Genomic DNA, 24,774 nt, shown 5'->3' on the forward strand with positions numbered 1-24,774 from the left:
ATCAGCTATTTAGTGCGTCACGAGCGATAACTCAATATCGCAGTACGAGGCTGCCTCTTCAGTGCCACATTCGTCATACGCATTGCGCAGCCTTAAATACGCTTTATCGACCCCTAGCCTCAATAGTTCTTCTTTTACTAAGTCTAGAGAGCCAAAATGTATCGGGTCTTCACCGTCTTTAATCGGCTCAAGTTGATGCTTGTACTCCACAGCTAAAAGATAGTCAGAGACATCAGAACACCCAATCACAAATACTTTGGGAGTTTTATAAGTATCTTTATGTGGACCATGTAGCCACATGTCCAATTGATGCTTCTGCATAACATACCTCCTTCACACGATCATTTAAGTGTAGTTAGGCTAACTGTAGCTTTCGAGTTTGCTCTTCCTTTATACGTAAATCATTTGCGATTGCGGCTAAAAATCCCCTATATTGGAGTCACTTATTTAGTCGGTAACTCTTCAAGGACGTGATATGCAATACACAAAACTACCGCACTCATCACTTGAGCTCAGTAAAATCTGCCTCGGCACTATGACGTTTGGCGAGCAAAACACAGAAAAGGACGCCTTTGAACAGCTCGACTTTGCCCTCGATCATGGTGTGAACTTCATCGATACCGCAGAGATGTACCCTGTACCGCCAAACTCGGAAACACAAGGGCTCACCGAGCAATACATCGGTAATTGGTTGGCAAAAAGCGGCAAAAGAGAAAAAGTAGTACTGGCAACAAAAGTGGCAGGCCCTCGCAATGTTCCTCACATTAGAGACAACATGAGCCTTAATCGTCGCCACATCCATACAGCAATTGATGACAGCCTTAATCGTCTACAAACCGATTATGTCGATTTGTACCAACTACATTGGCCGCAGCGTCAAACCAACTGCTTTGGTCAACTCAACTACCCATACCCTGACAAACAAGAAGAAGTCACGTTAATTGAAACGTTGGAAGCGCTTACTGAATTAGTGAATGCAGGTAAAGTGCGCTATATCGGCGTATCCAACGAGACGCCGTGGGGGGTGATGTCGCTACTGCGTTTGGCAGAAAAACACGATTTGCCAAGAATTGTCTCCATTCAAAACCCATATAACTTATTGAACCGCAGCTTCGAAGTTGGCTTGTCTGAAATCAGCCATTACGAAGGCGTTCAGTTACTTGCCTACTCTCCTTTGGCATTTGGCTGCCTGAGTGGTAAATACCTAAACGGGGCAAAACCTGAAGGCGCTCGATGCACTAAGTGGGAGCGTTTTGCGCGCTACTTCACTCCACAAGGTGTTAAAGCGACCGAAGCTTACGTCAATTTAGCTCAAGAGCATGGTCTAACCCCTGCACAAATGGCGCTCGCGTTTGTCAATCAGCGTCCATTTGTTGCTTCTAACATTATAGGAGCAACAAACCTAGACCAATTAAAAGCCAATATCGACAGTATTGATTTGCAACTTAGCGACGAACTACTTACTGAAATTCAAGCAATAGGTACAACTTACTCGAATCCTTGCCCTTAACAGTACCACCTTCAAACGAAAACAGCTGATCTTCAAGATCAGCTGTTTATCCAATGAAGTCATACTTCATATAAAAAGTTAAGCGTGTTGAATGACTCGTTAGCAACTCAGTCAGCCCAACACGCTAACGATTACGTCATTATTCGCGACGTTAAGACTCGACGAAGGTGACGAACTCGACGTTCAACTTTTACTGCATCCGGAACATTGGCACGTGTAGAACGCCCATCGCGATCTAAACCAATATCCCTCAATAGATGGACATTCGTCCATGGAATATCATGAGCAGTTCGGCGTATGGTTCGCTGCCATTGCTTTTCTTCGCGTTTAAGGTCTGCTTTCAATAGCAAAGTGGCCAATTGTAAGTAAATAGAGTGACGCATAATATTTTCTCCGATTATCGATGTATTCGACTGGGAAAAATAGTGCGTAAAATGAACAGAAATATTCTGTTGATACTAAGCCGCTACTTTCCCGCAGCCTAGTAATAAATATGATAGGTTACGGATTAATTTTTATCTTGTGAGCCAGTGGTATTGGTATCATCCGATTTAAGGGTTATCGGAGCGATAGGCATACGATCAGCGCAAGCAGTGGTGTTAACAACGTAATGTTTCATCTTGCGCCTCCTAGCTAAAAATTAATCCGTTTATGAAAGGTATAACTCATTGAGTTACGGTTAAATTGTAAGCTTTGATGAATATATATCAAACATTTTTTGCCTTTTTGATTAAAAACAAACCAATACACCGCAATTTAGTTTCATATACTTTTACGTATAACATATTCACCTGAGGAATATATAAATTTGCGGATTTTATAAATCAAACCAAACAAAAAATAAAAAGAGCGGCTCTGTGGCCACTCTCTTTTATTGTATTTATTCGCCCATTTAACACAGGGAAAGGCCAACTACATGGCTTGTTCGGAAATCAAGTTATGTTTATTAAGTAGTCGATACATGGTTGCACGCGAAACTCCGAGCTCTTTCGCCGCATTTGAAACTTGACCAGAATGAGATTCCAAAACAACCAGCAACGCATCACGTTCACTCTTCTCACGGATTGATTTCAAGCTGCGCTTTGAGTCATTACGTTGAGGTAAATCTAAGTGATGCTCTTCAATCATTACGCTGTCGGACATTAATACCGCTCGCTTCACTTGGTTCATAAGCTCACGCACATTTCCAGGCCAGAAATAACGTGTCAGTGCCTTGAATGCATCCTCAGAAAAGCTTTTTGCTTGCGAGTTGTACTCTTTTGAGAACTCTTGTAAGTAGAAACGAGCCAGCAATGCGATGTCACTCGCACGTTCTTTCAAGCTAGGGACATTGATGCGCAGAACGTTGATGTAATGGTAAAGCTCTTCATTGAAGTCACCGTCAATCAAAGCTTTTTCAACATCCGACGAGTTAGCAGCAAGAATACGCACGTTAACCGCTTTTACGCCATCTTTAGTATCAATGGTGCCTTCTTGCAAGAATCTCAGCAGATTCATTTGCTGCTCTTTTGAAATGGTAAGAATGTCATTAAACAACACGGTGCCACCATCTGCTTGTTCAAGCAGGCATGCTTCCATATCTTCATCGGCGTTAATACCAAATACTTCAGCTTGGAAACGTTGTTCATTGAGTGCGCGACAGTTAATTGCCATAAACGGTTTATGAGAGCGTGAAGAGACTTTATGGATGGCCCTAGCAACCGCCTCTTTACCAGTCCCACTTTCCCCAGAAATCAGAATGCTGACGTCCGTTGGACCAATGCGCTTCACTTGATCGCGTAAACGTTTCATCGGGATAGATTCACCGATCAAACCCATATCTAAACTGCTACCAAAACTAGGCCAAACTTTTTTCTCCAACTTAAGCATGCCAAGCTGGTGACCTATTGTGCTTAATAACTGTGCATCTGGGATCGGCGCTGTGAAAAAATCGATACAAAAGTTAACAATGAACTGGCATATGGTGTCAGTGCCAAGCTGAGATTCACGAATAAACGCTAACCAACGTACGTGTTTGTGAGAGCTGACTAAGTTCGCCAAGCCATTCAAGCTGAACTCGTCATGGCTGAGATCAACAATACCGATACATGGACCAATATCTTCTAACAGCGTATTAGCTTTGCGTAAATCACCTACTTGGTGACACTTCCAGCCCACTTGCTCCAGTACCGATAACCAAGGCTCATAAGTACCGCCAACTACCACAAGCGATCCCGGGATGGAATCCATCTTAAACTGCCCAGCCATTCTCTAACCCTTTTTCATTGTTAATAGAAATTTTGTGCCACAAACTTATCTTTGCGAGCGGGTAACATTATCGAGACTCCGCCCCCTCACGTCTGTCTCAGTATTAAGACTATGCAATAGATTGAGATTTGGCGAATGTTTATTTGCATATCCCATTAAAAGGCAAGTGCAACAACTTGAATTACCTTAACTAAAAGGCAAAAAAAAACCACCCGAAGGTGGTTTTTTTACTCATCCTATCGAATTACGCTTGCGGGCGCATTGCAGGGAATAAGATCACGTCACGGATAGTGTGCGTGTTAGTCAGTAGCATAACCAAACGGTCGATACCGATACCTTGGCCTGCTGTTGGCGGTAGGCCGTGCTCTAGAGCAGTGATGTAGTCTGCATCGTAGAACATTGCTTCGTCGTCACCAGACTCTTTCGCTTCAACCTGTGCTTTAAAGCGTGCATCTTGGTCTTCAGCATCGTTAAGCTCTGAGAAACCGTTCGCTACTTCACGGCCACCGATAAAGAACTCAAAGCGGTCTGTAAAGAACGGGTTATCGTCGCTACGACGAGCCAACGGAGAAATATCTGCTGGGTAACCAGTGATGAACGTAGGCTGCATTAGCTTAGGTTCTGCTGTTTCACCAAAGATCTCTTCAAGAAGCTGACCGCATGTCCAGAAAGGTTCTACTTCAACGTGAACAGATTTCGCGATAGAAACCATTAGATCACGGTTTTGTAGGTCTTCTTCTGTTAGCGCTTGGATTTGCGCGTGGTCTGGGTTGTAGTGCTTGATTGCTTCGAACATGCTCATACGAGTGTAAGTACCACCAAACTCAACCGTTTCATCACCGTAAGGCATTGACGTTGAACCTAGAACTTCTTGCGCCACTGAGCTTAGTAGTTCTTCAGTTAGGTCCATCAGATCTTTGTAGTCTGCGTACGCCATGTAGAATTCCATCATTGTGAATTCTGGGTTGTGGCGTGGAGAAAGGCCTTCGTTACGGAAGTTACGGTTGATTTCGAATACGCGATCAAAACCACCAACAACTAGACGCTTCAGGTATAGCTCTGGCGCGATACGTAGGTACATTGGCATGTCTAGTGCGTTGTGGTGCGTGATGAATGGACGCGCACTCGCACCGCCAGGGATAACGTGCATCATTGGCGTTTCAACTTCCATGAACTGCTTAGAGATCATGAAGTTGCGGATTGCAGACATGACTTTAGAACGTACTACGAACGCTTGACGAGAGTCTTCGTTAACGATCAGGTCAACGTAACGTTGGCGGTAACGCATCTCTTGGTCAGTTAGACCGTGGAACTTCTCTGGAAGTGGACGTAGTGCTTTGGTTAGCAACTCGTACTCTTCCATGTTCACGTATAGGTCACCCTTACCAGACTTATGAAGTGCACCTTTAACACCGATGATGTCACCGATATCTAGACCTTGGTATTTTTCTTTAAGTACTTTTTGAACCGCTTTGTCAGCGTAAGCTTGGATACGGCCAGAAGTTTCTTGAATTACCAAGAATGGACCACGTTTAGCCATGATACGGCCAGCGATTGCTACTACGTGGTTAAGCTCTTCTAGCTCTTCCTTCGTCTTTTCACCGAACTCTTTCTGAAGGTCGCCCGCTAGTGCGTCACGACGGAAGTCGTTTGGATGGCCGTTCGCTTTGCAGCTCTTTCGGATTGCATCCAGTTTAGCGCGGCGTTCAGCAATCAGCTTATTTTCTTCTAGTACAGTTTCGTTTTGAACAGCATCAGTCATTTTCGATGTATCCTGTTTTTGTCGGTGAAAAGCTTTATAGACCTGATTTCAGGCTAGCTTCAATAAATTTGTCCAGATCGCCATCAAGAACCGCTTGAGTATTACGGTTTTCAATGCCCGTACGGAGGTCCTTAATACGTGAGTCATCCAATACGTAAGAACGGATCTGGCTACCCCAGCCAATGTCAGACTTAGCGTCTTCATTAGCTTGTTTTTCCGCATTTTGCTTTTGCAATTCAAGCTCAAATAGCTTCGCTCGAAGCTGTTTCATTGCCTGATCTTTGTTCTTATGTTGAGAACGGTCATTCTGACACTGAACCACTGTGTTCGTAGGTACGTGCGTAATACGTACCGCAGATTCTGTGGTGTTTACGTGCTGACCACCTGCGCCTGACGCACGATAAACGTCAATGCGTAGGTCGGAAGGATTAATGTCGATGTCGATGTTTTCATCAATCTCTGGATAGATGAACGCAGAAGCAAATGACGTATGGCGACGACCGCCTGAATCGAACGGAGATTTACGAACAAGACGATGAACGCCCGTTTCAGTACGTAACCAACCGTACGCATATTCACCAGAGATGCGAACTGTTGCCGACTTAAGACCCGCGACTTCACCTTCAGAGACTTCAATCACTTCAGCTTTGAAGCCCTTCGCTTCTGCCCAACGTAGGTACATACGCAGCAGCATGTTAGTCCAGTCTTGTGCTTCTGTACCACCAGAGCCAGCTTGCAAATCGATGTAACAATCAGAGCTATCGTGGTCGCCAGAGAACATACGACGGAATTCAAGCTTTTCTAGCTTCTCTTCCAACTCAGCAAGTTCTGGTTCAATTTCGTCAAATGTTTCTTGATCTTCTTCTTCTACAGCCAGCTCAAGAAGACCTTCTACATCTTCCACACCTTGCTCTAGTTGATCAATGGTTTCAACAACCGCTTCTAGTGATGCACGCTCTTTACCCAGTGCTTGCGCACGCTCAGGTTCGTTCCATACATCTGGTTGTTCAAGTTCTGCGTTGACTTCTTCTAGACGCTCTTTCTTCGCGTCATAGTCAAAGATACCCCCTCAGGACATTTGTGCGCTGAGACACGTCCTGCAGACGGTTTTTAATTGGATTGATTTCAAACATGTTTACTCAACATTTTAGAATAGAATTTAACCGAGAAATTCTACTGAAAAATGTGACCGAGATACAGGAAAATTTCGGATGAGAAATCAGATTGCGGTGAGAGAGAGCACGGTCATAAAATTTTACGCCCACTTAGGGGCAACCGTACTCTATAAGAAAGGTTGATCTAGGTATTACTTAGCTTCGATATGGTCGATCATCAATTGCAATGATTGATTACCACGAAATTCATTCACATCCAGCTTATACGCGAGACGTACTGTTTTAACCGATGCATCTGGCCATCGACGTAGATCAACATTGAATGCGATACCGTCGATCATCACATTGGTAGGGTGACCTTTATAAAGCGGCTCTAACATCAATTTAAGATGCTTCTCACCCACCAGCTTTTGATGCAGTACTTTAAACTCACCATCAAAGATTGGCTCTGGGAAAGCTTGTCCAAAAGGGCCACCCGATCGCAGCTGTTCAGCAACATGCATAGAGAACTCTTCCGGCTTAAGTTCGCCATCTGACATGATCACGCCTTTTAGCGCCGCTTCATCGAGTTCCTTTTTTACCACTTCATCAAACAAACGACTGAAACGCTCAAAATCCTGCTCTTTAATCGTTAAGCCTGCTGCCATGGCGTGTCCACCAAACTTGATGATCAAACCCGGGTTTTGCGTGTCGATGAAATCCAACGCATCGCGCATGTGTAGCCCCGGAATAGAACGACACGAGCCTTTAATCGTCCCTTCTCCACCATCAGCAAATGCAATGACTGGACGATGAAACTTCTCTTTAATGCGCGAAGCCAAAATACCAATCACACCTTGGTGCCAATCACGTTGGAATAAGGCTAAGCCATAAGGAAGCTCATTGCCTTCACCAAACTGAAGGCGCTCACAGAAAGCCATCGCTTCTTGCTTCATGCCTTCTTCAATCTCTTTACGAGTCTGGTTCAAGCCATCCAATTCACTTGCCATGCGACGAGCTGCGTGGATGTTGTTACACATCAGCAGTTCAACACCGAAAGACATGTCATCAAGACGGCCTGCTGCGTTAATACGTGGACCTAAAGCAAAGCCAAAATCGGACGCAACTAAACGACGCGCATCGCGCTTAGCGACCTCAATTAACGCTTGGATGCCGGGACGCGCTTTGCCCGCACGAATACGTTGCAAACCTTGGTGTACAAGAATGCGGTTGTTTTCATCCAATGGAACGACGTCGGCGACGGTACCCAGTGCAACAAGGTCAATCAATTCCATCAACTTGGGCTCTTGCATCCCCTGTTCTGCAAACCAATTGTGTTTTCGCATATGAACGCATAGTGCCATCATGAGATAAAACGCGACCCCTACACCCGCAAGCGCTTTAGATGGAAAGCTACAGCTCTCAAGGTTTGGGTTCACCATTGCATCCACATCAGGCAACACTTGTCCTGGTAAGTGGTGATCGGTAACGAGCACGGTAATGCCATTTTCTTTTGCGTAACGCACGCCTTCGATTGATGAGACGCCGTTATCCACCGTCATGATCATCTCAGCGCCAAGCTCTAAGGCTTGGTCAACGACTTCTGGGCTTAACCCATAACCGTCTTCAAAACGATTTGGCACTAGGTAATCCACATTGTGACTACCAAGCATACGCAGCGCGAGCACTGATAATGCTGAGCTTGTCGCGCCATCAGCGTCAAAATCACCGACAACGATGATGCGTTTTTGTTCTTTTATCGCCTGAAACAAAAGATCGACAGCTTGCTCAATCCCCCCGAGTTTTTGATATGAATGCAACCCACGGGCCGACGTTTCTAATTGTGAAAGATCCGTTATCCCACGGTTGATGTAGATACGTTTAAGAATCGGAGGAATGGAATCAGGAAGAAGGGAAAGATCAGGTTCAGGACGTCGTTGAATTTCTATCATGCTTAAAAGAGCCGACAACTTTGCCGGCTCTGCTCCTAATGGATTATAGTTGCTTTAAACGTTTCAATAGCTCTGCAGGTGGTAGGTAGCCACCAACCATTTCGCCATTCGGTAAGAAGATTGCTGGCGTACCAGAAATACCCAATTGGCGACCTAGATTGTAATGCGCCTGGATGGTTTCTTTACACTGTTTCAAGTCTTTCGCAGGGTTATCAAATGTACGATTCACTTTCGCGTTGTGCATTGCCGACGCCGGATCTTCAGCACACCAAATCGTTGCCATTTGCTCTGCCACAGGGCCAGTTGCACCTTGGCGAGGGTAAGCCATGTAACGCACTGTAATACCTAGATCATTATAGCCTTGCATTTGGCTATGCAGACGCACACAGTAACCACATGTGATATCAGTGAATACGGTCACAACATACTTTTCATCGTTGGCTTTGTATTCGATCATGCTATCGGAGAACTGCGCAATTTTCTCGGCGTTAAGTGGCGCTTGACGCTCTGCTATGACATCTTTGTAACTGCCATCATCATTAATGGCATAAAGCGTACCGGCGATAAAATGGCTACCATCATTTGAAGCAAACAGGATCCCGCCATTGGTTTGAATTTCCAATAAGCCAGCGACGTCTGATGGTTGAATATCAACGATAGATAAACCAAGCTTTGAGAACTTAGTTTTTAATGCTGCTTCATCAAAGCCGCTTTGTGCAGCTGGCGCCACTTGTTGCGCAGGAGTCTCCGTTTGAGCCTGACTTTCTTCTGCACCACAAGCGGTAACAAAAAATGGTAAAGTCAGCAGAGTTAGTCGGCGTAATACGCTCATGAAATTCACCTTAATGTAAAATCGTTTTTCCAAGAAGACATGGATGAATCTAACCATTGTTATGCTCTTGGGTGGTGTTGACTGTGGATCTGCTTCAATCGTTCAGTCGCCACGTGAGTATAAATTTGCGTGGTCGATAAGTCACTATGTCCTAAAAGCATCTGTACGACCCTGAGATCTGCGCCATAGTTCAATAAATGCGTGGCAAAGGCATGACGCAGTACGTGCGGCGACAGCTGATCAGTATCAATCCCTGCTATCAAAGCATAGTACTTAATACGGTGCCAAAACGTCTGACGAGTCATTTGTCTTGCGCGTTTACTAGGAAAAACAATATCAGATGATGTATCACCAAGTAACGCAGGGCGCCCTTGTTGAATGAACGTCTCGATCCAATCGACCGCGTTTTCCCCCATAGGAACCAGACGTTCTTTACCACCTTTACCAGTCACGCGCACCACCCCTTGGCGCAAGCTAACATTTTCCATGGTCAAACTGACGAGCTCTGTCACACGCAACCCTGTCGCGTAGAGTAGCTCTAGCATCGCTTTATCGCGCAATTCTATAGGGTCATTCGGGTCTGGCGCTTCGAGCAACGCGTCCACTTGCTCTTCACTAATATCTTTGGGTAAACGTTGTGGCAGTTTAGGGCTAACCAAGAGCGCACTCGGGTCATCAGCACGCACCTTCTCACGATGCAGGTATTGAAATAAACGACGAATAGCCGACAACATACGCGCACGAGACGTCTGTTTGTAATCTAAATCTACAAGGTGGCTTTGATATTCTTGCAAGCCAGACAAACTGATAAAATCAAGACGGTATCGATGTTTTTCCATCCACACGAGCAGCTTCATTAAATCGTTTCGGTAGGAAGCCAACGTGTTCTCTGATAGACCACGCTCCATCCACATCGCATCTAAGAATTGCTCAACAAGCGAAAAATCCTGTTGATTGACAGGCTGTTGTGCCGTCATGAATGCTTCCTTATCTGTTTATATTTACAGTATTTAGATTAAAGCACCTGCCAATCCAATACCATAAAAAATCATCCCACATAGGATATTCGCTGCAATCTTCCTCAATTTATGGTTAGAATCTTCCACAACAGCAACACAAATAACGACGAATATAATGAAAATCGGACTCTTTTACGGCTCAACGACCTGCTACACCGAAATGGCAGCAGAGAAAATTCGTACCCTTATTGGTGAAGACCTTGTCGACATTCACAATGTGAAAGAGACACCGTTATCACTAATGGCGGACTACGACTTATTACTCCTTGGCATCTCAACTTGGGATTTTGGTGAAATTCAAGAAGATTGGAACGCGATTTGGCAAGACATCGCGACCACACCACTGAAAGGCAAAGTTGTAGCGCTGTTTGGTCTGGGTGACCAAGAAGGTTACGGAGAGTGGTATTTAGATGCGATGGGCTTACTTCACGATGAATTGCAAGCCACAGGCGCAACCTTTATCGGTTACTGGCCAAATGAAGGCTACGAATTTGAAGCATCGAAAGCATTGATCGAAGATGGCAGCAAGTTTGTTGGACTTGCGTTAGATGAAGACTCACAGTACGAACTGAGTGATGAACGCATCGAAAAATGGTGTGAACAAGTTCTTGTGGAATTCCACGACACGCTTTAATAGCGCAAACACGTCATCATTAAAAAGTAAAAAGCCCGATGAAGTAATTCATCGGGCTTTTTATTATCTTGATAACGCGAAGTGATTACGCGGTTTCTTGTGCTAGCTCTGGGCGAGGTTTCGCGATGAAGAACATGCACACGATAGCCGCAAATGTTGGAAGCACCCAACCCATGCCGACTTCGAATAGTGGCAACATGTTAAACGCAGAAACATCAATACCCGATACTTTTGCCGCATCAACCAACGCAAACAACAGAGATACAAGCAGTACCGCGCGGTAAGCAAAACGTGGATTTGGCAGTTTGCTGCGCACAAATGTTAGTGCAACCAACGCAATCGCCACAGGGTACAGCGCAAACAATACTGGCACTGACAGAGAAATCAGCTGTGCAAGACCAACGTTTGCAACCAATGCACAAACAGAACCATTAATCAGTACCCATTGCTTGTATGACAGTGGTGTTTTCGAGCTGAAGAAATCTGAACACGCAGAAATCAAGCCAATCGCGGTTGTCAGACACGCTAGCAATACGATGACAGACAGAACGATTTGACCGTATGGACCAAACAACGCTTGAACGTATTGGCTAAGCACTAGGCCACCATTATCAGCACCAGCAGCAACCGTTGCACTCGTCGCACCTAAGTAAAATAGTGAGATGTAAACAAACGCAAGACCAGCAGCAGCAATACAACCTGCATAGATCAGATATTTAGTAGTTGCAGAGCGCTCAGTAATGCCTTTACCGCGCAGTGCATCAACCATCAGCATACCAAACATCAATGACGCGAACGTATCCATTGTGTTGTAGCCTTCTAAGAAGCCTTTGGTCAGAGGCTGCGTTAGATATTCACCGTGCGCGCCAATCATATCGCCCTGAGGATCAAGGAAGACAGCGACAGCAAGAATGATCAAACCAACGAACAATGCTGGTGTCAGTACTTTACCGATAAGATCGATCAAACGGCCTTGGAACCATGAGAACATCATCGCTGCGATAAAGAAGATCACTGAGAACGCTGTCAGATGCGTTTGTGACGCCTCAAGGAAGAAAGGTTTCACCGCCATCTCGTAAGCCACTAGGCCAGTACGAGGCGCTGCAAACGCAGGACCAATGATGATGAAAATCAGTGCTGCCATAAGAACTGCCGCTTTTTTCGGAAGATCTTGCGTCAAGTGATCCCAAGAACCACCAGCAACAGCAATAGCAACGATAGTAATAAGAGGTAGACCTACCGCTGTTAGCAAGAAACCAAACATAGCTGGCATTAAGTTTTCACCCGCTAGCTGACCCGCTAGAGGAGGAAAGATAATATTGCCCGCACCTAAAAAGAACGCAAATAGCATAAAGCCTACTGCGATAATATCTGTTAGTTTTAACGTCTGCTTCACAGATAACCCTTGTCTTTTAATTAATGAATGTTGTGTATGCGTAGACCACTTTTTGTATACCTAAAGTCAATAAGTACACGTGGTTCAATCTATAAAATTTTCGCCGCATAATGACGAAAGACTCATCATTTGGCAACCTTTAAGAAAAAAACACCATATTAATTTAGTTTTCAAACTTAAAAGCAGTGGATATAACCAGATCCAAATAACAGACCAGTTCTTTATCTCGATCAATTAACAATACAATTTAATAACCAACAAAACAACAATCTATACAATTAATAAACAATAGAGCAATCCACTTAATTATTGAGCAAATATAAAACAATCATGAAGAACAAAAAACTGAAAACTAAAGGCTTCAATTTTAAGCAATTTTGTATTGAGGGCGGCGAGAGTGGTATGCCAGTCAGCACAGATGGGGTAATGCTTGGTGCTTGGATTCAAAGCCCTAACGACGCTAAAATTCTCGATATTGGGACTGGCACTGGCCTGCTTGCCCTGATGTGTGCTCAACGCTTTACGGAAGCTCAAATAACCGCGGTCGATATCGAATTAACAGCCGTTGCTGCCGCGCAAAAAAATATGGCCCAGTCTCCTTGGTCAGATCGTGTAAGTGTGCATCACACCGACATACTGCACTTTACGCCGACACATCCATTCCAACGCATCATTTGTAACCCGCCCTACTTCAACAGCGGCGAGCAATCGAAACACAGTCAACGTGCAACCGCGAGGCACACTGATACGCTAGGCCATAACGCATTGCTACAGCGTTGCTATCATTTGCTTGATGACGAAGGGAGAGCTAGTTTTGTTTTGCCAATCACCGAAGGCGAGCAGTTCATTGAGCTAGCATTAAACCAAGGTTGGTATCTATCGAGGATCTGTCGTGTGCAACCATCAGAAAAGAAACCAGTACACCGACTGTTATTTGAACTGTCAAAACGACCTTGCGATTCGCAAACGTCACATTTAATTATCCGTTCAAATGACGGCTATAGTGATGATTTCATCCAGTTAACTCGCGAGTTTTATCTTAAGATGTGAAATAACATGTGATCCTTATCACCAATCACTTTATAATGTGCGACCTTTTTGTATTCTATGCTGTTGTGGCGAACCATTAACCAAGCTTTGCTTGTGGAGAACTCATTGTGATCAGAACCTTTGCTGAACTTGATCTAGACCAAAACCTACTTGAAGCCATTGAAGAGATGGGTTACGAACGCCCAACAAAAATTCAGGCAGAAGCGATTCCACAAGCGTTGGACGGTCGTGACATTCTAGCGTCAGCGCCAACAGGAACTGGTAAAACGGCCGCCTTCGTCCTGCCAGCATTGCAATACTTGCAAGACTTCCCTCGTCGTAAGCCTGGGCCTGCGCGTATTTTGATCCTAACGCCTACTCGCGAACTGGCGATGCAAATTGCCGATCAAGCACGTGCTTTGGCAAAAAATACCAAACTCAACATTTTCACCATCACTGGTGGTGTTCAGTACCAAGAGCACGCCGACATCCTTGCAACAACACAAGACATTGTGGTTGCGACACCTGGCCGTTTAAAAGAATACATTGATGCAGAACGTTTTGATTGTCGTGCAATCGAATGGTTAATCCTTGATGAAGCAGACCGTATGCTAGATATGGGTTTTGCTCCTACTGTCGATCGCCTATCTAACGAATGTCACTGGCGTAAGCAAACCCTTCTGTTTTCAGCAACGTTAGAAGGGAAAGGCGTAGAAGGCTTTACCGCTGATCTGTTGAATGACCCTGCAGAGATCGACGCAAAATCACCGCTGCGTGAGCGTAAGAAAATTGCTCAGTGGTACCACCGTGCTGATGATGCAGAACACAAACTGGAATTACTAAAACACATTATTACTCAGCAAGCTGAGCGCACTATCGTCTTTTTAAAGACTCGTGAGCGTTTGGCTGAGCTACGAGCGCAGCTTGAAAGCGCACAGATTCCATGTTCTTGGATTCAAGGTGAAATGCCGCAAGATCGTCGTAACAATGCGATTTCTCGCTTCCGCGATGGAACTGTGAATGTGCTGCTCGCGACGGACGTTGCTGCGCGTGGTATCGATCTTCCGGATGTATCACACGTTATCAACTACGACATGCCGCGCACGGCTGATGTTTACCTTCACCGTATCGGCCGTACGGCTCGCGCAGGTAAGAAAGGTAACGCTATCTCAATCGTAGAAGCACACGACCAACCAATGATGGATCGCGTTGCACGTTACGTGAAAGAAGACATCAAAGAGCGTTTCGTGAAAGAGATGCGTCCTAAACACAAAAAGCCTGTGTTTAAGAAGAAAAAGAAAAAAGACGACAAGAAAAAAGTAGCGAAAAAGAAAACCGCTAAGAAGAAGTAATCTTGTTGGGGCCAAGTAGCTCAAGCTAGAAAATAACAAAGGGTTGGCAATGCCAACCCTTTTTCGTTTGTGCTGATAGAGATTAACGTCGATTACGTCTCAATCAGCTTTATTTTTGCTCTTCGCGTTTAAATACTAACTCTGTTGGCGTCGATTCATCTTCCACAAAGTAGTAACCCGCCGTATCAAACTTAGTCAGGTCTGCCACGCTCTCAACACGGTTTTCAATGATGTAACGCGCCATCATACCGCGCGCTTTCTTCGCGTAAAAACTGATGACCTTGTATTGACCATTCTTACAATCTTTGAATACTGGCGTGATCACTTGCGCATCTAAATTCTTTGACTTAACCGCTTTAAAGTATTCATTTGATGCAAGGTTGATAAGGACATTATCACCTTGAGCAGAAATCGCTTCGTTAAGCTTGTCCGTAATAACGTTGCCCCAAAACTGGTACAAGTTCGTACCCTTGTCGTTTGCAAGCTTGGTACCCATTTCAAGACGGTATGGCTGCATCAAATCAAGTGGTTTTAGTAAACCATAGAGACCCGATAGCATACGCAGATGATCTTGAGCATATTCGAAGTCCGCTTCAGATAAACTTTCGGCGTCTAGCCCTGTGTAAACGTCACCTTTAAATGCAAGAATGGCTTGTCGTGAGTTTTCCGTGGTAAACGTTTCACTCCACTCTTGGAATCGGCCCACATTTAAATCGGCAATCTTGTCGCTCACTTTCATTAAAGAGGCAACATCAGCAGGAGTCAGTTTGCGGCATACATCGATAAGCTCTTTTGAGTATTCGACCAACTCAGGTTGAGTAAATTTTTCTGTCGCTAACGGAGACTCGTAATCAAGAGTCTTCGCTGGAGAAACTACGATAAGCATGACTTTCCCTTCTCTAATTTTGTTTTTAATAGGGTACAAAAAAAGCCATGCATTGTCTGCATGGCTTTTTACATCGTACTAATAGCTTTCAACTATGAGTGATAGCTCACTTAGTCTTTTTTATCGTTGTACCAAATGCCTTCTTCAAGCTGAGATTTCAGCTCTGGGAAATCATTCGCATCAAATGTTGGCACTTTGCCTTCACCAAGCTGGCGGTTGTAATCTTTGGCCAGTTTAATCACGATGCCAGATAGCAAGATGATAGCCACTAAGTTAACTATCGCCATCAGCCCCATAGAGACATCAGCAAGCGACCATACGACTGGTAACGAAGCTAGTGCACCAAACATCACCATACCAAGAACAATAACGCGGAAAATGCTTAAGCCCGCTTTATGATTGTGCTCTAGGAAGATTAAGTTCGTTTCAGCATACGAGTAGTTTGCAATGATTGAAGTAAACGCAAAGAAGAAGATTGCCACAGCAACAAAGATGCCGCCCCAATCGCCAACTTGTGAGCTCAATGCACGCTGAGTTAGCTCGATACCCGTCACTTCTGTTGCTTGACCGACATACTCACCAGACATCAGGATGATAGCCACTGTTGCAGAACAGATAACGATCGTATCCATGAACACGCCTAGCATCTGTACGTAACCTTGAGACGCTGGGTGTGGTGGGTAAGGTGTTGCTGAAGCTGCCGCGTTAGGTGCAGAACCCATACCTGCTTCATTCGAGAATAGACCGCGCTTGATACCGTTAATCATTGCCTGTGCAATTGCGTAGCCAAGACCACCTGCTGCTGCTTCTTGCAGACCAAATGCACTCTTAAAGATAAGCATCAATACATCAGGTAATTTCTCTAGGTTAGAGAACATGATGAACAGCGCTAGGGCTAGATAAAGTAGTGCCATGATCGGAACGATCATCTCAGCTACTCTTGCGATACGCTTGATGCCACCGAAAATAACAATTGCAGACAGTAAAACAACGGCAATACCAACATACAGGTTATTCCAACCAAATGCGTTGCTCATTGCATTGGCAATTGAGTTAGCTTGTACGGCGTTGAATACCAAACCAAAAGCGATGATTAGGAAAACTGAGAACAACACGCCCATCCAACGCATGCCCAGGCCTTTTTCCATGTAGTAGGCAGGGCCACCACGGTAGTTGCCATCATCATCTTTGGTTTTGTATAGCTGCGCCAGTGTGCTCTCAGCAAACGATGTTGCCATACCAAGCATTGCAATCAGCCACATCCAGAAGATCGCACCAGGACCACCCGCAGTCAATGCAACTGCAACGCCCGCCATGTTACCTGTACCAACACGTGCAGCAAGACTAGTACAAAGCGCTTGGAAAGAGGAAATACCAGCTTTGTCTGCTTTACGGCTGTTCTTAAGAACAGAGAACATGTGGCCGAAATGGCGGAACTGAATGAACCCTAATCGAACGGTGAAGTAAATACCAACACCAACAAGAAGATAAACCAGAATCGAGCCCCAGAGGAGATCGTTCATCAAATTGATTAAGTCTGTCATGTGTACCTCAAAGTGAGTTGCGCCAGTCTATGCGTCCTAGCCATCCACCAAATTGCCTGCTAAGTGTCAAAGTGTGCTTAGCTTTTTAAGTAATGTTTATGGGCAATCTAGAATCGTAAACGTCGCTTCATGCATCCATTTTACGTACCAGCGTATTTTTTGACGGGCGGATAATGCAACCTAGGAGCGCAAAAATCAATATGCAACAATAAGAATAACATTGTTATTTTTCACTATAAAGTCACCAAAAAATAACATAAATAGAAGACTTAACACTCAAACTGCGCAACATTTCAATTACCAAACACCAACATAAATAATTATTCTTCATTAAATGGAATGGTAAACCGTATAAACAAGAACAAGCTAGTATTCACAAGGTGTTACATAAATTTACGCTAGTGACTTACCATCTAATTGAACACTATTTCATCAAACTGATTTTATGCAACTTTAACCTTTGCGCAGTGCACCCATTCATCAAATCGAATTAACATAGAAAATCTCTCTATTTAATCGTTTTCTTGAGATCGTTTGTGCATTTTTTATCCACATCGTTGCAATAAAAAGTGTGATTTTGAGAATATTTTTGCACGAAAATGTCATGCTACCGACACAAATGCGAAATATATCATGGTTATTCTCACGGCTATTGTGGTACTTAAAAAACTCCACAAGGACTGGTTACAACAGTTTAGCTTAAGAAAGGTAAAGGTGGCTTATGGAAGGCTTTCAACTAGATGACATTTTTAATCTGGATACTACCTCAACAACCAAATCTCGTGCCAAACCAGTAAAGCGAAAGTGGCGTGAAATAGAAGAGATGAACGACAGACGCAATTTGCTTAAAGAGCTGCGCGAACTTGATGTCTGTACCGATTATAACTTGGAAGACATTAAACTCTAATTCAAACAAAAGGCACCTTACAGGTGCCTTTTGTTTTTTGTTTACAGTGACCGTAAACACCGTGAGTTTATGTACCAAGGTTTAAGTATGAATACCATTATTACTCAATGAGAATCTTCCGTACTTTTTGCCGAGAAATATGCACACTAAATTTTCGGTTGATTCCCAATAAATAAGAAATGTATCTCACAAACCCGAGAGACGGCTTTCGCTCGCTCAGGTTTCATCATTCAGTCTTAAACATATTCAGTATCACTTTGACGAACACGTTCGGCCAACTGCTTATAACGATCAGCAATCGTGTCACCAAACACAGGGTCATCCTCACTGACGCTCCATAAGCTCTCGACATGCTGCCAATCTTCTGTGGTAAACAACTCTTCAATGAGAGGCAAAATTTTTCGCTCTTCTAGCTCCAAGTGGTGCCTTTGCGATTCTATGAAATCTTCTAGGTGAGCGACAAACATGTCTTGTGGCACAACAGCATCCTGAAGGATCATCTCTATCACGGATGAAAACTCTCTGGTTTTACTCGCTAACTCTAGATGTTCTTTCTCTAAATTTTCCATGGTTTGTTGCTTACCATAGTGTTCAAGAAAGTGGTGATAGAGGATATCTTCTTTCGGGTGGTGTACTTTCTCCGAATGATTAGAGAGGTAATCAACAATTTCGCTTACTAACGCATAGTTGATTACACGTTCTTTTTTTATCTCATTAAGCTTATGGCGCAGTATCGCCAACAGACGAACCATATAACCATGTTCGCGTCGAATTCTTTCGATCATCATAGCGTCTCTCCTTAACACCTACTTTTAGTAAGTGTACATGAGAAATTTACTATCAGCCTCGAGCGTGCTCAAAAAAACAGCGATCATACCATCCATGATCGCTGTCTCTTCATTTATACCGTTAATGGCAAATGCCAGTTAATTGGTGCTTTTTCTTGTGATGTAAGCAACTGGTTTGCTTGAGAGAAATGCTTACAACCGAAAAAGCCTCGATGTGCAGAAAGTGGCGATGGGTGTGGGGCAGCTAACACATGGTGCTTATTGCGATCGATAAAACGACCTTTCTTCTGTGCATGTGAACCCCACAGCAAGAACACTACACCTTCTTGATGCTGATTAATGGCTTCAATCACTCGATCAGTAAACGTTTCCCAACCTGTCTTTGAATGTGAATGCGCTTTACCTTGCTCCACCGTTAATACCGTATTGAGTAACAATACGCCTTGTTCAGCCCAGCTTTGCAAAAAACCATGCTGAGGGATTTGGAAACCTTCAATATCTTGCGCCAGCTCTTTATACATATTAACCAGTGACGGTGGCGTTTTAATGCCAGGAAGTACAGAGAAACACAGGCCATGCGCCTGATTTGGGCCGTGGTATGGGTCTTGTCCTAGAATCACGACCTTAACGTCTTTGAACTCGGTAAAACGAAACGCGTTAAAGACATCTTTTGCGGGAGGAAAAATAGCTTTGCCTGCGGCGCGTTCGGCTTCAACAAAATTCAAGGAGTCTACAAAGTAGCTCTGCTTTTTCTCTTCGCCGATCACATCGTGCCAAGTGGGTGACTGATTCATGGAAAGTTCCTGTCCTAAATTTTGCTTCTATTCTAACGAGCGAAACTCAAACAAACAAAAACTTACCACGAACTTGAGACAAGTAATAAAAGACTAATGCTTCTGTGGCGTTCGAAAATGCCCCCGTCCGGTAATGTGACGATTAGGCATCGGTAAGCGAAGCACGCGACGAGTGTAAGCATAAGGAGTAAAAGAGAGTGGTCGAGACATGTTGGCATCCTTCTTTGCTAATTCAGAGATTGATGTTCAATGACTAAGAAAGAAAGGTGCCAACTTTGTGGTTACGCCATTAACTGGCAATGGCCGCTAAATGGAATTGACGCAACGTGTCGATCTCTTGCTGCCAAATATCTGGATCAATTGTTTCTAAAATCAGAGGGATACCATCAAAACGAGGGTCTTTTGCGATGTACTCAAAGCAATCCCACCCGATCTCTCCTTTACCTAGAGAATGGTGGCGATCTACTTTGCTGGCAAACTCTACTTTTGAATCATTTAGATGCATTGCTCTTAAATAGTGCATACCTACGATACGGTCGAACTCTGCAAAGGTGCGCTCGCAATCTTCTTTTGTACGTAAGTCATAACCAGCCGTAAAGGTATGGCAGGTATCAATACAAACGCCGACACGATCTTTATCTTCCACTTGCTCGATGATTTCAGCAAGGTGCTCAAACTTCCAGCCTAAGTTAGTGCCTTGACCTGCCGTATTCTCGATAACAGCGATCACATTCGGCACCGCTTTATGCGCAAGATTGATCGACTCGGCGATCGTTGCGAGGCACTCCTGTTCAGAGACTTTCTTTAGGTGACTACCCGGGTGGAAGTTAAGCAAAGTCAACCCTAACTGATTACAACGCTCCATTTCATCAATAAATGCCGCGCGGGATTTATTCAGCTTTTCTTCTTCCGGCGCACCCAAGTTAATCAGATAAGAATCATGGGGAAGAATATGTTCTGCTCCGAAACCCAGCATTTTACAGTTCGCTTTAAACGCACTGATGGTTTTTGCTTCTAAAGGCTTCGCCACCCACTGGCGTTGGTTTTTTGTAAATAGTGCGAATGCATTCGCGCCAATTTCACGAGCTCTCAACGGAGCTTGATCGACCCCACCAGCAGCAGAGACATGTGCACCAATGAGTTTATTCCCAAGCTTGTTTTTCATGTTTGTCATTTAATCACTTTAGACTTTCAGTATTGCTACCTAAATACAGATAGTTGTGTTAACCAGTTTAAACTTTAATCTCAATTTGTTGTAAATTTACAACAAAATTAGTTATTAAATATTTTTTATATTATCAAATAAATTGTAATTAGTTTGTTTTCAAAGGTTTTATTGATTTAACTCAATAAAATTACCTTGATAAAAATAATGCTTTTGGTTGTTTTTTGACTTAAATCAATATTAAAATAGTGGATATTAGCTATATAATACTCAGCTCAACGAAAATTCGAAAATTAACACCAATAATCACCACGTAAGTGGTCTAGGAGATAGTGATGATCCAAGGTATCCAAATTACAAAAGCGGCAAACGACGACCTACTAAACTCTATCTGGCTATTAGATAGCGAAAAAAATGAAGCTCGTTGTGTTGCTGCAACTGCTGGCTACGAAGCAGACCAAGTTATCGCAATCAGCGACCTAGGTGAATACGAAAGCCGTGAAGTTGCAATCGAAACTGCTCCTCGTATCGAAGGCGGCCAACACCTAAACGTGAACGTGCTTAAACGCGAAACACTAGAAGATGCAGTTGCACACCCAGAGAAATACCCACAACTAACTATTCGTGTTTCTGGTTACGCAGTACGTTTTAACTCGCTAACTCCAGAGCAACAACGTGATGTAATCGCTCGTACTTTTACTGAGACTCTATAATCTCTCAGTAAACTAGCTCGCTAGAATTTAAAAAGCTTGGTCTGCAATGACCAAGCTTTTTTTGTTTCAGAATCCTTCTAAACCCTTTCTATAATGGAAAGCAACTCGCCTCTAAGGTGCATTTCTTTGCGAAGGATCTTTCTGAAACGCTTGCGCTAAAGAGGTTGGATCAAGCCTATCTCTTTGCAGTGACGCCCCTTCTGCCCACCAAATCATTTGATGCATAGTGCGATTCATATAGTTGTCCCACTGCGTCTGCTCCGACTCATCCGCAGCAACGCCCTGTTCATCAAACACTTCTTGCGCTTTCGGAATGTGGATCATCGCAGAGACAGGTAGACATCCAAGTTCAGATAAGAAGGTACGCATAGAAACAGCAGCTCTAACACCACCCCATTGTCCGGCAGAATAGGTCACGATAGCACTCGGCTTGTAAGAAAACAGCGAACTGCCGAAATGGTTAAGCATGTTCGCCAAAGCAGGACTCATCGAATGGTTATATTCCGGGCTAACCATCACATACCCATCGGCCTGTTTGATTTTGTCTGCCAGCTCACTTAGGTGCTGCGGAACTTTAGAGCGGTGATAAGCAAACTCGGGCTTAAACACATCGCCAAAGTCGTAATTCAAAGGGTCGATGATTTCGACCGTATGTTGCGAATGTTGACACGCGATGAGTTTTTCACACGCTTTACTGACTCGCATTCCTAAACGGGCTGGTCGTGGTGGCGTGCTGTTTCTCACTGAGCCAAGAAAAATCAAAAAATGCATGCTTCTCTTTCCATCTCATTTAGTTAAGTTCGTTTCTCAATCATAAAGAGAGTCAAAACTTACCGACAATAAAAAAGGTGAATGATTACTCATTCACCTCTCGTTATTTCTGTTTTTGATACTTATCTATACTTTGAAGCTTACTGCACGCGGCGCAGTACTTGTTTCAATGCGTCAAAGTCTGCGTCGAGCTCTTCCGATAGCAGCTCCATCGCAGCGTGCTTCGCTAGTGGCGCAGGAAGCTCGATATCGGATTCTAGAATATCATCCACCACTTCTTTGAACTTCGCAGGGTGAGCAGTACATAGGAACAGACCGGTTTCACCGTCTTGCAGTTGTTCTTCAAGCACTCGGTAAGCAATAGCACCGTGCGGTTCACACAGGTAACCCATGGCGTATAGATCTTTTACTGACTGTGCGCTTTGCTCATCAGATACTGCGCCTTTACCTAGCGTCTCCAAGCCCCACTCTTTCACACGGCATAGCTCTTCGATACGAGGCCAGTTGTTTGGTTGGCTCACGTCCATCGCGTTCGATGTTGTTGCGACCGTTGGTTTTGGCTCCCACTTACCTGTTTCTAGGTAGCGAGGAACCGTGTCATTGGCATTAGTTGCAGCGATAAAGCGTTTGATAGGCAAGCCCAGCGCTTTTGCCAGTAGACCAGCAGTTAGGTTACCAAAGTTACCGCTTGGTACAGACACGACTAGGTTTTCACGCTCTTGCTTGCTCATTTGCGCAGCTGCTTCAAAGTAGTAACAGATTTGCGCCATCAAACGGCTGATGTTGATTGAGTTTGCTGAGTTCAGACCGATCTCTTCACGCAGTGCAGAATCATCAAAAGCTTGCTTAACCAGTGCCTGACACGCATCGAAGTCTCCATCGATCGCGACAGTATGGATGTTCTTACCAAGCGTACAGAATAGCTTCTCTTGCAGTGGGCTGATCTTGCCTTTCGGGTAAAGAATCACAACGTTGATGTCTTCCATACCGTAGAAAGCATGCGCAACGGCTGCGCCAGTATCGCCGGAAGTTGCAGTCAGAATAGTGATCTTGCCGCCGTCCGAAACCGCAGCAAGAGATTGCGCCATAAAGCGACCACCAAAGTCTTTAAATGCAAGCGTTGGACCATGGAACAGTTCCAGAGCGTAAACACCGTCTTTGACCTGATTAATTGGCACAGGGAATTGGAATGCAGCATCAACAAGAGCATTCACTTGCTCCTCTGTAAGTTCATCTCCAATTAACGCCGATAGAATCTTAGTGCTACGAGAGACAAAGTCTTCTGCAAGCAGCGCATCGATATCTTCAAATTTTGGTAATTCCGATGGGAAAAATAGGCCTTGATTGCGACCTAACCCTTGGCGAACGGCTTGGCCAAAGGAAACTTGTTCATCATTTTCTTTTATATTGTAAAGCTTCATAGCTCACTTCCTGTTACTTTCGAACCCTGCTTATCTAGACGACAAACGTGGACGAATCCTTCTTCGTTTTGTACGTAGTTTTGTTCTAACCAGCGAGCAACTCGCTCAGCGACATCTTTCTCTTTGCAAATACTGAACAGTGTCGGACCACTGCCAGAAATACCGGTTGCCAATGCACCCGCAGACGCTGCGTATTGACGTGCATTCGCAAAACCTGGAAGCAGTTTCTCACGATACGGTTCTGCGATCACGTCTTTGATCATTTTTGCAGCAAGTTCTGGCTGACCAGAATGACACGCATGAATAAAGCCCGCAAGGTGGCGACCATGAGCAATGATATCTTGTCGGCGGTATTGAGATGGTAGGATCTCACGCGCTTCCGCCGTTGATACCTTGATACCCGGATACGCCATCACCCAGTACCAATCATCAAAGCAAGGCACTTCTTGACTGATGATACCCAACTCTTCAAGCATCAGTTGCACACCACCAAGGTAACATGGCGCAACGTTGTCGTAGTGAATACCACCAGAGATCTTGCCTTCCATCTCTCCCATCAGCGCCAATAATTCTGTCTCGTTAAGTGGCTGTCCATGGAATCGGTTCAATGCATCTAATGCAGCGACGATAGAACATGCACTTGAGCCTAAACCAGAGCCAATTGGCATGTTCTTTTCTAGCGTCATCTCAAGTGGTTTTAGCTCAACGCCTTTTTTGTCTAACTCACGAGCAAACACGAGCCAACAGTCGTAGACGATGTTCTCTTTTGGTTCAGTTGGCAATTTCTCAACAAAATCACCCGCCGTTTTAAGGCTGAACGGATCAGCCCCAGATTTCACCAATACACGGTCACCCAATAGTGTGCCATCCACTGGAGACACGGCCGCCCCCAGCACATCAAAGCCAACGCTTACATTACCAATTGATGCTGGGGCATAAACCACTACATCCATATCAC

Annotated in this window: 23 protein-coding genes; 6 read left to right on the top strand and 17 right to left on the bottom strand. The window is 44.4% G+C overall.

Annotation, left to right across the window (positions count from 1 at the left end):
* Positions 1-9: 9 nt before the first annotated feature.
* Positions 10-321, bottom strand: coding sequence for a DUF6482 family protein (locus R7Q46_RS08750; protein ID WP_005381772.1), 312 nt, complete (start codon positions 319-321; stop codon positions 10-12).
* Between the two features lie 154 nt (positions 322-475).
* Here R7Q46_RS08750 and R7Q46_RS08755 point away from each other — a divergent pair, with 154 nt between their 5' ends.
* Positions 476-1,510 (top strand): NADP(H)-dependent aldo-keto reductase, encoded by a 1,035-nt coding sequence (locus tag R7Q46_RS08755; RefSeq protein WP_262647678.1) that lies wholly within the window; start codon positions 476-478, stop codon positions 1,508-1,510.
* A 131-nt stretch (positions 1,511-1,641) separates the two neighbouring features.
* Here the strand turns inward: R7Q46_RS08755 and R7Q46_RS08760 are convergent, their stop codons facing one another.
* The 7 genes from R7Q46_RS08760 to xerD form a co-directional block, all read right to left on the bottom strand.
* Positions 1,642-1,893 (bottom strand): hypothetical protein, encoded by a 252-nt coding sequence (locus tag R7Q46_RS08760; RefSeq protein ID WP_005381776.1) that lies wholly within the window; start codon positions 1,891-1,893, stop codon positions 1,642-1,644.
* Positions 1,894-2,422: 529 nt separating this feature from the next.
* Entirely contained in the window at positions 2,423-3,757 is a 1,335-nt protein-coding gene (vpsR, locus tag R7Q46_RS08765) for a cyclic-di-GMP-binding transcriptional regulator VpsR (protein WP_017635067.1), read from the bottom strand.
* Between the two features lie 244 nt (positions 3,758-4,001).
* Positions 4,002-5,519: a lysine--tRNA ligase gene (gene lysS, locus R7Q46_RS08770; protein ID WP_005382861.1), complete on the bottom strand. Its 1,518-nt coding sequence runs from the start codon at positions 5,517-5,519 to the stop codon at positions 4,002-4,004.
* A gap of 34 nt (positions 5,520-5,553) precedes the next feature.
* A protein-coding gene (gene prfB, locus R7Q46_RS08775; protein WP_100068604.1) for a peptide chain release factor 2 occupies positions 5,554-6,652 on the bottom strand; the annotation gives its coding sequence in 2 pieces (ribosomal slippage) (positions 5,554-6,576 and positions 6,578-6,652; 1,098 coding nt in all).
* 173 nt (positions 6,653-6,825) lie between these two features.
* Positions 6,826-8,565, bottom strand: a complete 1,740-nt coding sequence (recJ, locus tag R7Q46_RS08780; protein WP_017821504.1) for a single-stranded-DNA-specific exonuclease RecJ — start codon at positions 8,563-8,565, stop codon at positions 6,826-6,828.
* Between the two features lie 43 nt (positions 8,566-8,608).
* Positions 8,609-9,397 carry a bifunctional protein-disulfide isomerase/oxidoreductase DsbC gene (gene dsbC / locus R7Q46_RS08785; protein WP_213960837.1) on the bottom strand — a complete coding sequence of 263 codons (789 nt, stop codon included), beginning with the start codon at positions 9,395-9,397 and terminating at the stop codon, positions 8,609-8,611.
* Between the two features lie 59 nt (positions 9,398-9,456).
* Positions 9,457-10,374 carry a site-specific tyrosine recombinase XerD gene (gene xerD, locus R7Q46_RS08790; RefSeq protein WP_005381788.1) on the bottom strand — a complete coding sequence of 306 codons (918 nt, stop codon included), beginning with the start codon at positions 10,372-10,374 and terminating at the stop codon, positions 9,457-9,459.
* A gap of 157 nt (positions 10,375-10,531) precedes the next feature.
* Here xerD and fldB point away from each other — a divergent pair, with 157 nt between their 5' ends.
* Positions 10,532-11,050, top strand: a complete 519-nt coding sequence (fldB, locus tag R7Q46_RS08795) for a flavodoxin FldB (RefSeq protein WP_005381790.1) — start codon at positions 10,532-10,534, stop codon at positions 11,048-11,050.
* A gap of 85 nt (positions 11,051-11,135) precedes the next feature.
* On the opposite strand, the gene brnQ is transcribed toward fldB, so the two are convergent.
* Complete coding sequence (gene brnQ / locus R7Q46_RS08800) at positions 11,136-12,446, bottom strand: branched-chain amino acid transport system II carrier protein (protein WP_005381792.1); 1,311 nt, start codon at positions 12,444-12,446, stop codon at positions 11,136-11,138.
* Positions 12,447-12,776: 330 nt separating this feature from the next.
* On the opposite strand from brnQ, the gene R7Q46_RS08805 reads away from it, so the two are divergent.
* Both R7Q46_RS08805 and srmB read left to right on the top strand, forming a co-directional pair.
* Entirely contained in the window at positions 12,777-13,496 is a 720-nt protein-coding gene (locus R7Q46_RS08805; RefSeq protein WP_104975862.1) for a tRNA1(Val) (adenine(37)-N6)-methyltransferase, read from the top strand.
* Positions 13,497-13,603: 107 nt separating this feature from the next.
* The gene (srmB, locus tag R7Q46_RS08810) at positions 13,604-14,827 is read left to right on the top strand and encodes an ATP-dependent RNA helicase SrmB (protein WP_262647679.1); all 1,224 of its coding nucleotides are present in this window, start codon (positions 13,604-13,606) and stop codon (positions 14,825-14,827) included.
* Between the two features lie 109 nt (positions 14,828-14,936).
* Here the strand turns inward: srmB and yaaA are convergent, their stop codons facing one another.
* Positions 14,937-15,713 carry a peroxide stress protein YaaA gene (gene yaaA, locus R7Q46_RS08815; protein ID WP_151514425.1) on the bottom strand — a complete coding sequence of 259 codons (777 nt, stop codon included), beginning with the start codon at positions 15,711-15,713 and terminating at the stop codon, positions 14,937-14,939.
* A gap of 110 nt (positions 15,714-15,823) precedes the next feature.
* The gene (locus tag R7Q46_RS08820; RefSeq protein ID WP_005381800.1) at positions 15,824-17,257 is read right to left on the bottom strand and encodes an alanine/glycine:cation symporter family protein; all 1,434 of its coding nucleotides are present in this window, start codon (positions 17,255-17,257) and stop codon (positions 15,824-15,826) included.
* Between the two features lie 721 nt (positions 17,258-17,978).
* Here R7Q46_RS08820 and R7Q46_RS08825 point away from each other — a divergent pair.
* Positions 17,979-18,164 (top strand): DUF3545 family protein, encoded by a 186-nt coding sequence (locus R7Q46_RS08825; RefSeq protein ID WP_005381805.1) that lies wholly within the window; start codon positions 17,979-17,981, stop codon positions 18,162-18,164.
* A 236-nt stretch (positions 18,165-18,400) separates the two neighbouring features.
* Here the strand turns inward: R7Q46_RS08825 and R7Q46_RS08830 are convergent, their stop codons facing one another.
* The 3 genes from R7Q46_RS08830 to nfo form a co-directional block, all read right to left on the bottom strand.
* A complete protein-coding gene (locus R7Q46_RS08830) occupies positions 18,401-18,952 on the bottom strand; it encodes a hemerythrin domain-containing protein (RefSeq protein ID WP_005381807.1) in 552 nt (183 codons plus the stop codon).
* A 113-nt stretch (positions 18,953-19,065) separates the two neighbouring features.
* A complete protein-coding gene (gene ung, locus R7Q46_RS08835) occupies positions 19,066-19,746 on the bottom strand; it encodes a uracil-DNA glycosylase (RefSeq protein ID WP_318077444.1) in 681 nt (226 codons plus the stop codon).
* Between the two features lie 289 nt (positions 19,747-20,035).
* Positions 20,036-20,920 (bottom strand): deoxyribonuclease IV, encoded by an 885-nt coding sequence (gene nfo / locus R7Q46_RS08840; RefSeq protein ID WP_053304353.1) that lies wholly within the window; start codon positions 20,918-20,920, stop codon positions 20,036-20,038.
* Between the two features lie 326 nt (positions 20,921-21,246).
* Between nfo and grcA the strand changes: the two genes are divergently transcribed.
* Entirely contained in the window at positions 21,247-21,624 is a 378-nt protein-coding gene (gene grcA, locus R7Q46_RS08845; RefSeq protein WP_005381814.1) for an autonomous glycyl radical cofactor GrcA, read from the top strand.
* Between the two features lie 111 nt (positions 21,625-21,735).
* On the opposite strand, the gene R7Q46_RS08850 is transcribed toward grcA, so the two are convergent.
* The 3 genes from R7Q46_RS08850 to thrB all read right to left on the bottom strand — a co-directional run bounded on the left by R7Q46_RS08850 (position 21,736) and on the right by thrB (position 24,769).
* Positions 21,736-22,395 (bottom strand): NAD(P)H-dependent oxidoreductase, encoded by a 660-nt coding sequence (locus R7Q46_RS08850; RefSeq protein ID WP_318077445.1) that lies wholly within the window; start codon positions 22,393-22,395, stop codon positions 21,736-21,738.
* Positions 22,396-22,535: 140 nt separating this feature from the next.
* Positions 22,536-23,816 carry a threonine synthase gene (gene thrC, locus R7Q46_RS08855; protein WP_318077446.1) on the bottom strand — a complete coding sequence of 427 codons (1,281 nt, stop codon included), beginning with the start codon at positions 23,814-23,816 and terminating at the stop codon, positions 22,536-22,538.
* Entirely contained in the window at positions 23,813-24,769 is a 957-nt protein-coding gene (gene thrB, locus R7Q46_RS08860; protein ID WP_017635074.1) for a homoserine kinase, read from the bottom strand. The genes thrC and thrB overlap by 4 nt, the downstream gene beginning before the upstream one ends.
* Between the last annotated feature and the right edge of the window lie 5 nt (positions 24,770-24,774).

Source organism: Vibrio sp. 811 (assembly GCF_033339195.1).

What these genes read in the sequence shown, in the direction of transcription:
- fldB (WP_005381790.1), top strand. Translation starts at nt 10,532, where the DNA reads ATGAAAATCGGACTCTTTTACGGCTCAACGACCTGCTACACCGAAATG.
- yaaA (WP_151514425.1), bottom strand. Translation starts at nt 15,713, where the DNA reads ATGCTTATCGTAGTTTCTCCAGCGAAGACTCTTGATTACGAGTCTCCG.
- thrB (WP_017635074.1), bottom strand. Translation starts at nt 24,769, where the DNA reads ATGGATGTAGTGGTTTATGCCCCAGCATCAATTGGTAATGTAAGCGTT.
- R7Q46_RS08760 (WP_005381776.1), bottom strand. Translation starts at nt 1,893, where the DNA reads ATGCGTCACTCTATTTACTTACAATTGGCCACTTTGCTATTGAAAGCA.
- R7Q46_RS08820 (WP_005381800.1), bottom strand. Translation starts at nt 17,257, where the DNA reads ATGACAGACTTAATCAATTTGATGAACGATCTCCTCTGGGGCTCGATT.
- R7Q46_RS08825 (WP_005381805.1), top strand. Translation starts at nt 17,979, where the DNA reads ATGGAAGGCTTTCAACTAGATGACATTTTTAATCTGGATACTACCTCA.
- ung (WP_318077444.1), bottom strand. Translation starts at nt 19,746, where the DNA reads ATGAATCAGTCACCCACTTGGCACGATGTGATCGGCGAAGAGAAAAAG.
- lysS (WP_005382861.1), bottom strand. Translation starts at nt 5,519, where the DNA reads ATGACTGATGCTGTTCAAAACGAAACTGTACTAGAAGAAAATAAGCTG.
- vpsR (WP_017635067.1), bottom strand. Translation starts at nt 3,757, where the DNA reads ATGGCTGGGCAGTTTAAGATGGATTCCATCCCGGGATCGCTTGTGGTA.
- R7Q46_RS08755 (WP_262647678.1), top strand. Translation starts at nt 476, where the DNA reads ATGCAATACACAAAACTACCGCACTCATCACTTGAGCTCAGTAAAATC.
- grcA (WP_005381814.1), top strand. Translation starts at nt 21,247, where the DNA reads ATGATCCAAGGTATCCAAATTACAAAAGCGGCAAACGACGACCTACTA.
- xerD (WP_005381788.1), bottom strand. Translation starts at nt 10,374, where the DNA reads ATGACGGCACAACAGCCTGTCAATCAACAGGATTTTTCGCTTGTTGAG.
- thrC (WP_318077446.1), bottom strand. Translation starts at nt 23,816, where the DNA reads ATGAAGCTTTACAATATAAAAGAAAATGATGAACAAGTTTCCTTTGGC.
- nfo (WP_053304353.1), bottom strand. Translation starts at nt 20,920, where the DNA reads ATGACAAACATGAAAAACAAGCTTGGGAATAAACTCATTGGTGCACAT.
- R7Q46_RS08830 (WP_005381807.1), bottom strand. Translation starts at nt 18,952, where the DNA reads ATGATGATCGAAAGAATTCGACGCGAACATGGTTATATGGTTCGTCTG.
- R7Q46_RS08850 (WP_318077445.1), bottom strand. Translation starts at nt 22,395, where the DNA reads ATGCATTTTTTGATTTTTCTTGGCTCAGTGAGAAACAGCACGCCACCA.
- R7Q46_RS08750 (WP_005381772.1), bottom strand. Translation starts at nt 321, where the DNA reads ATGCAGAAGCATCAATTGGACATGTGGCTACATGGTCCACATAAAGAT.
- dsbC (WP_213960837.1), bottom strand. Translation starts at nt 9,397, where the DNA reads ATGAGCGTATTACGCCGACTAACTCTGCTGACTTTACCATTTTTTGTT.
- R7Q46_RS08805 (WP_104975862.1), top strand. Translation starts at nt 12,777, where the DNA reads ATGAAGAACAAAAAACTGAAAACTAAAGGCTTCAATTTTAAGCAATTT.
- recJ (WP_017821504.1), bottom strand. Translation starts at nt 8,565, where the DNA reads ATGATAGAAATTCAACGACGTCCTGAACCTGATCTTTCCCTTCTTCCT.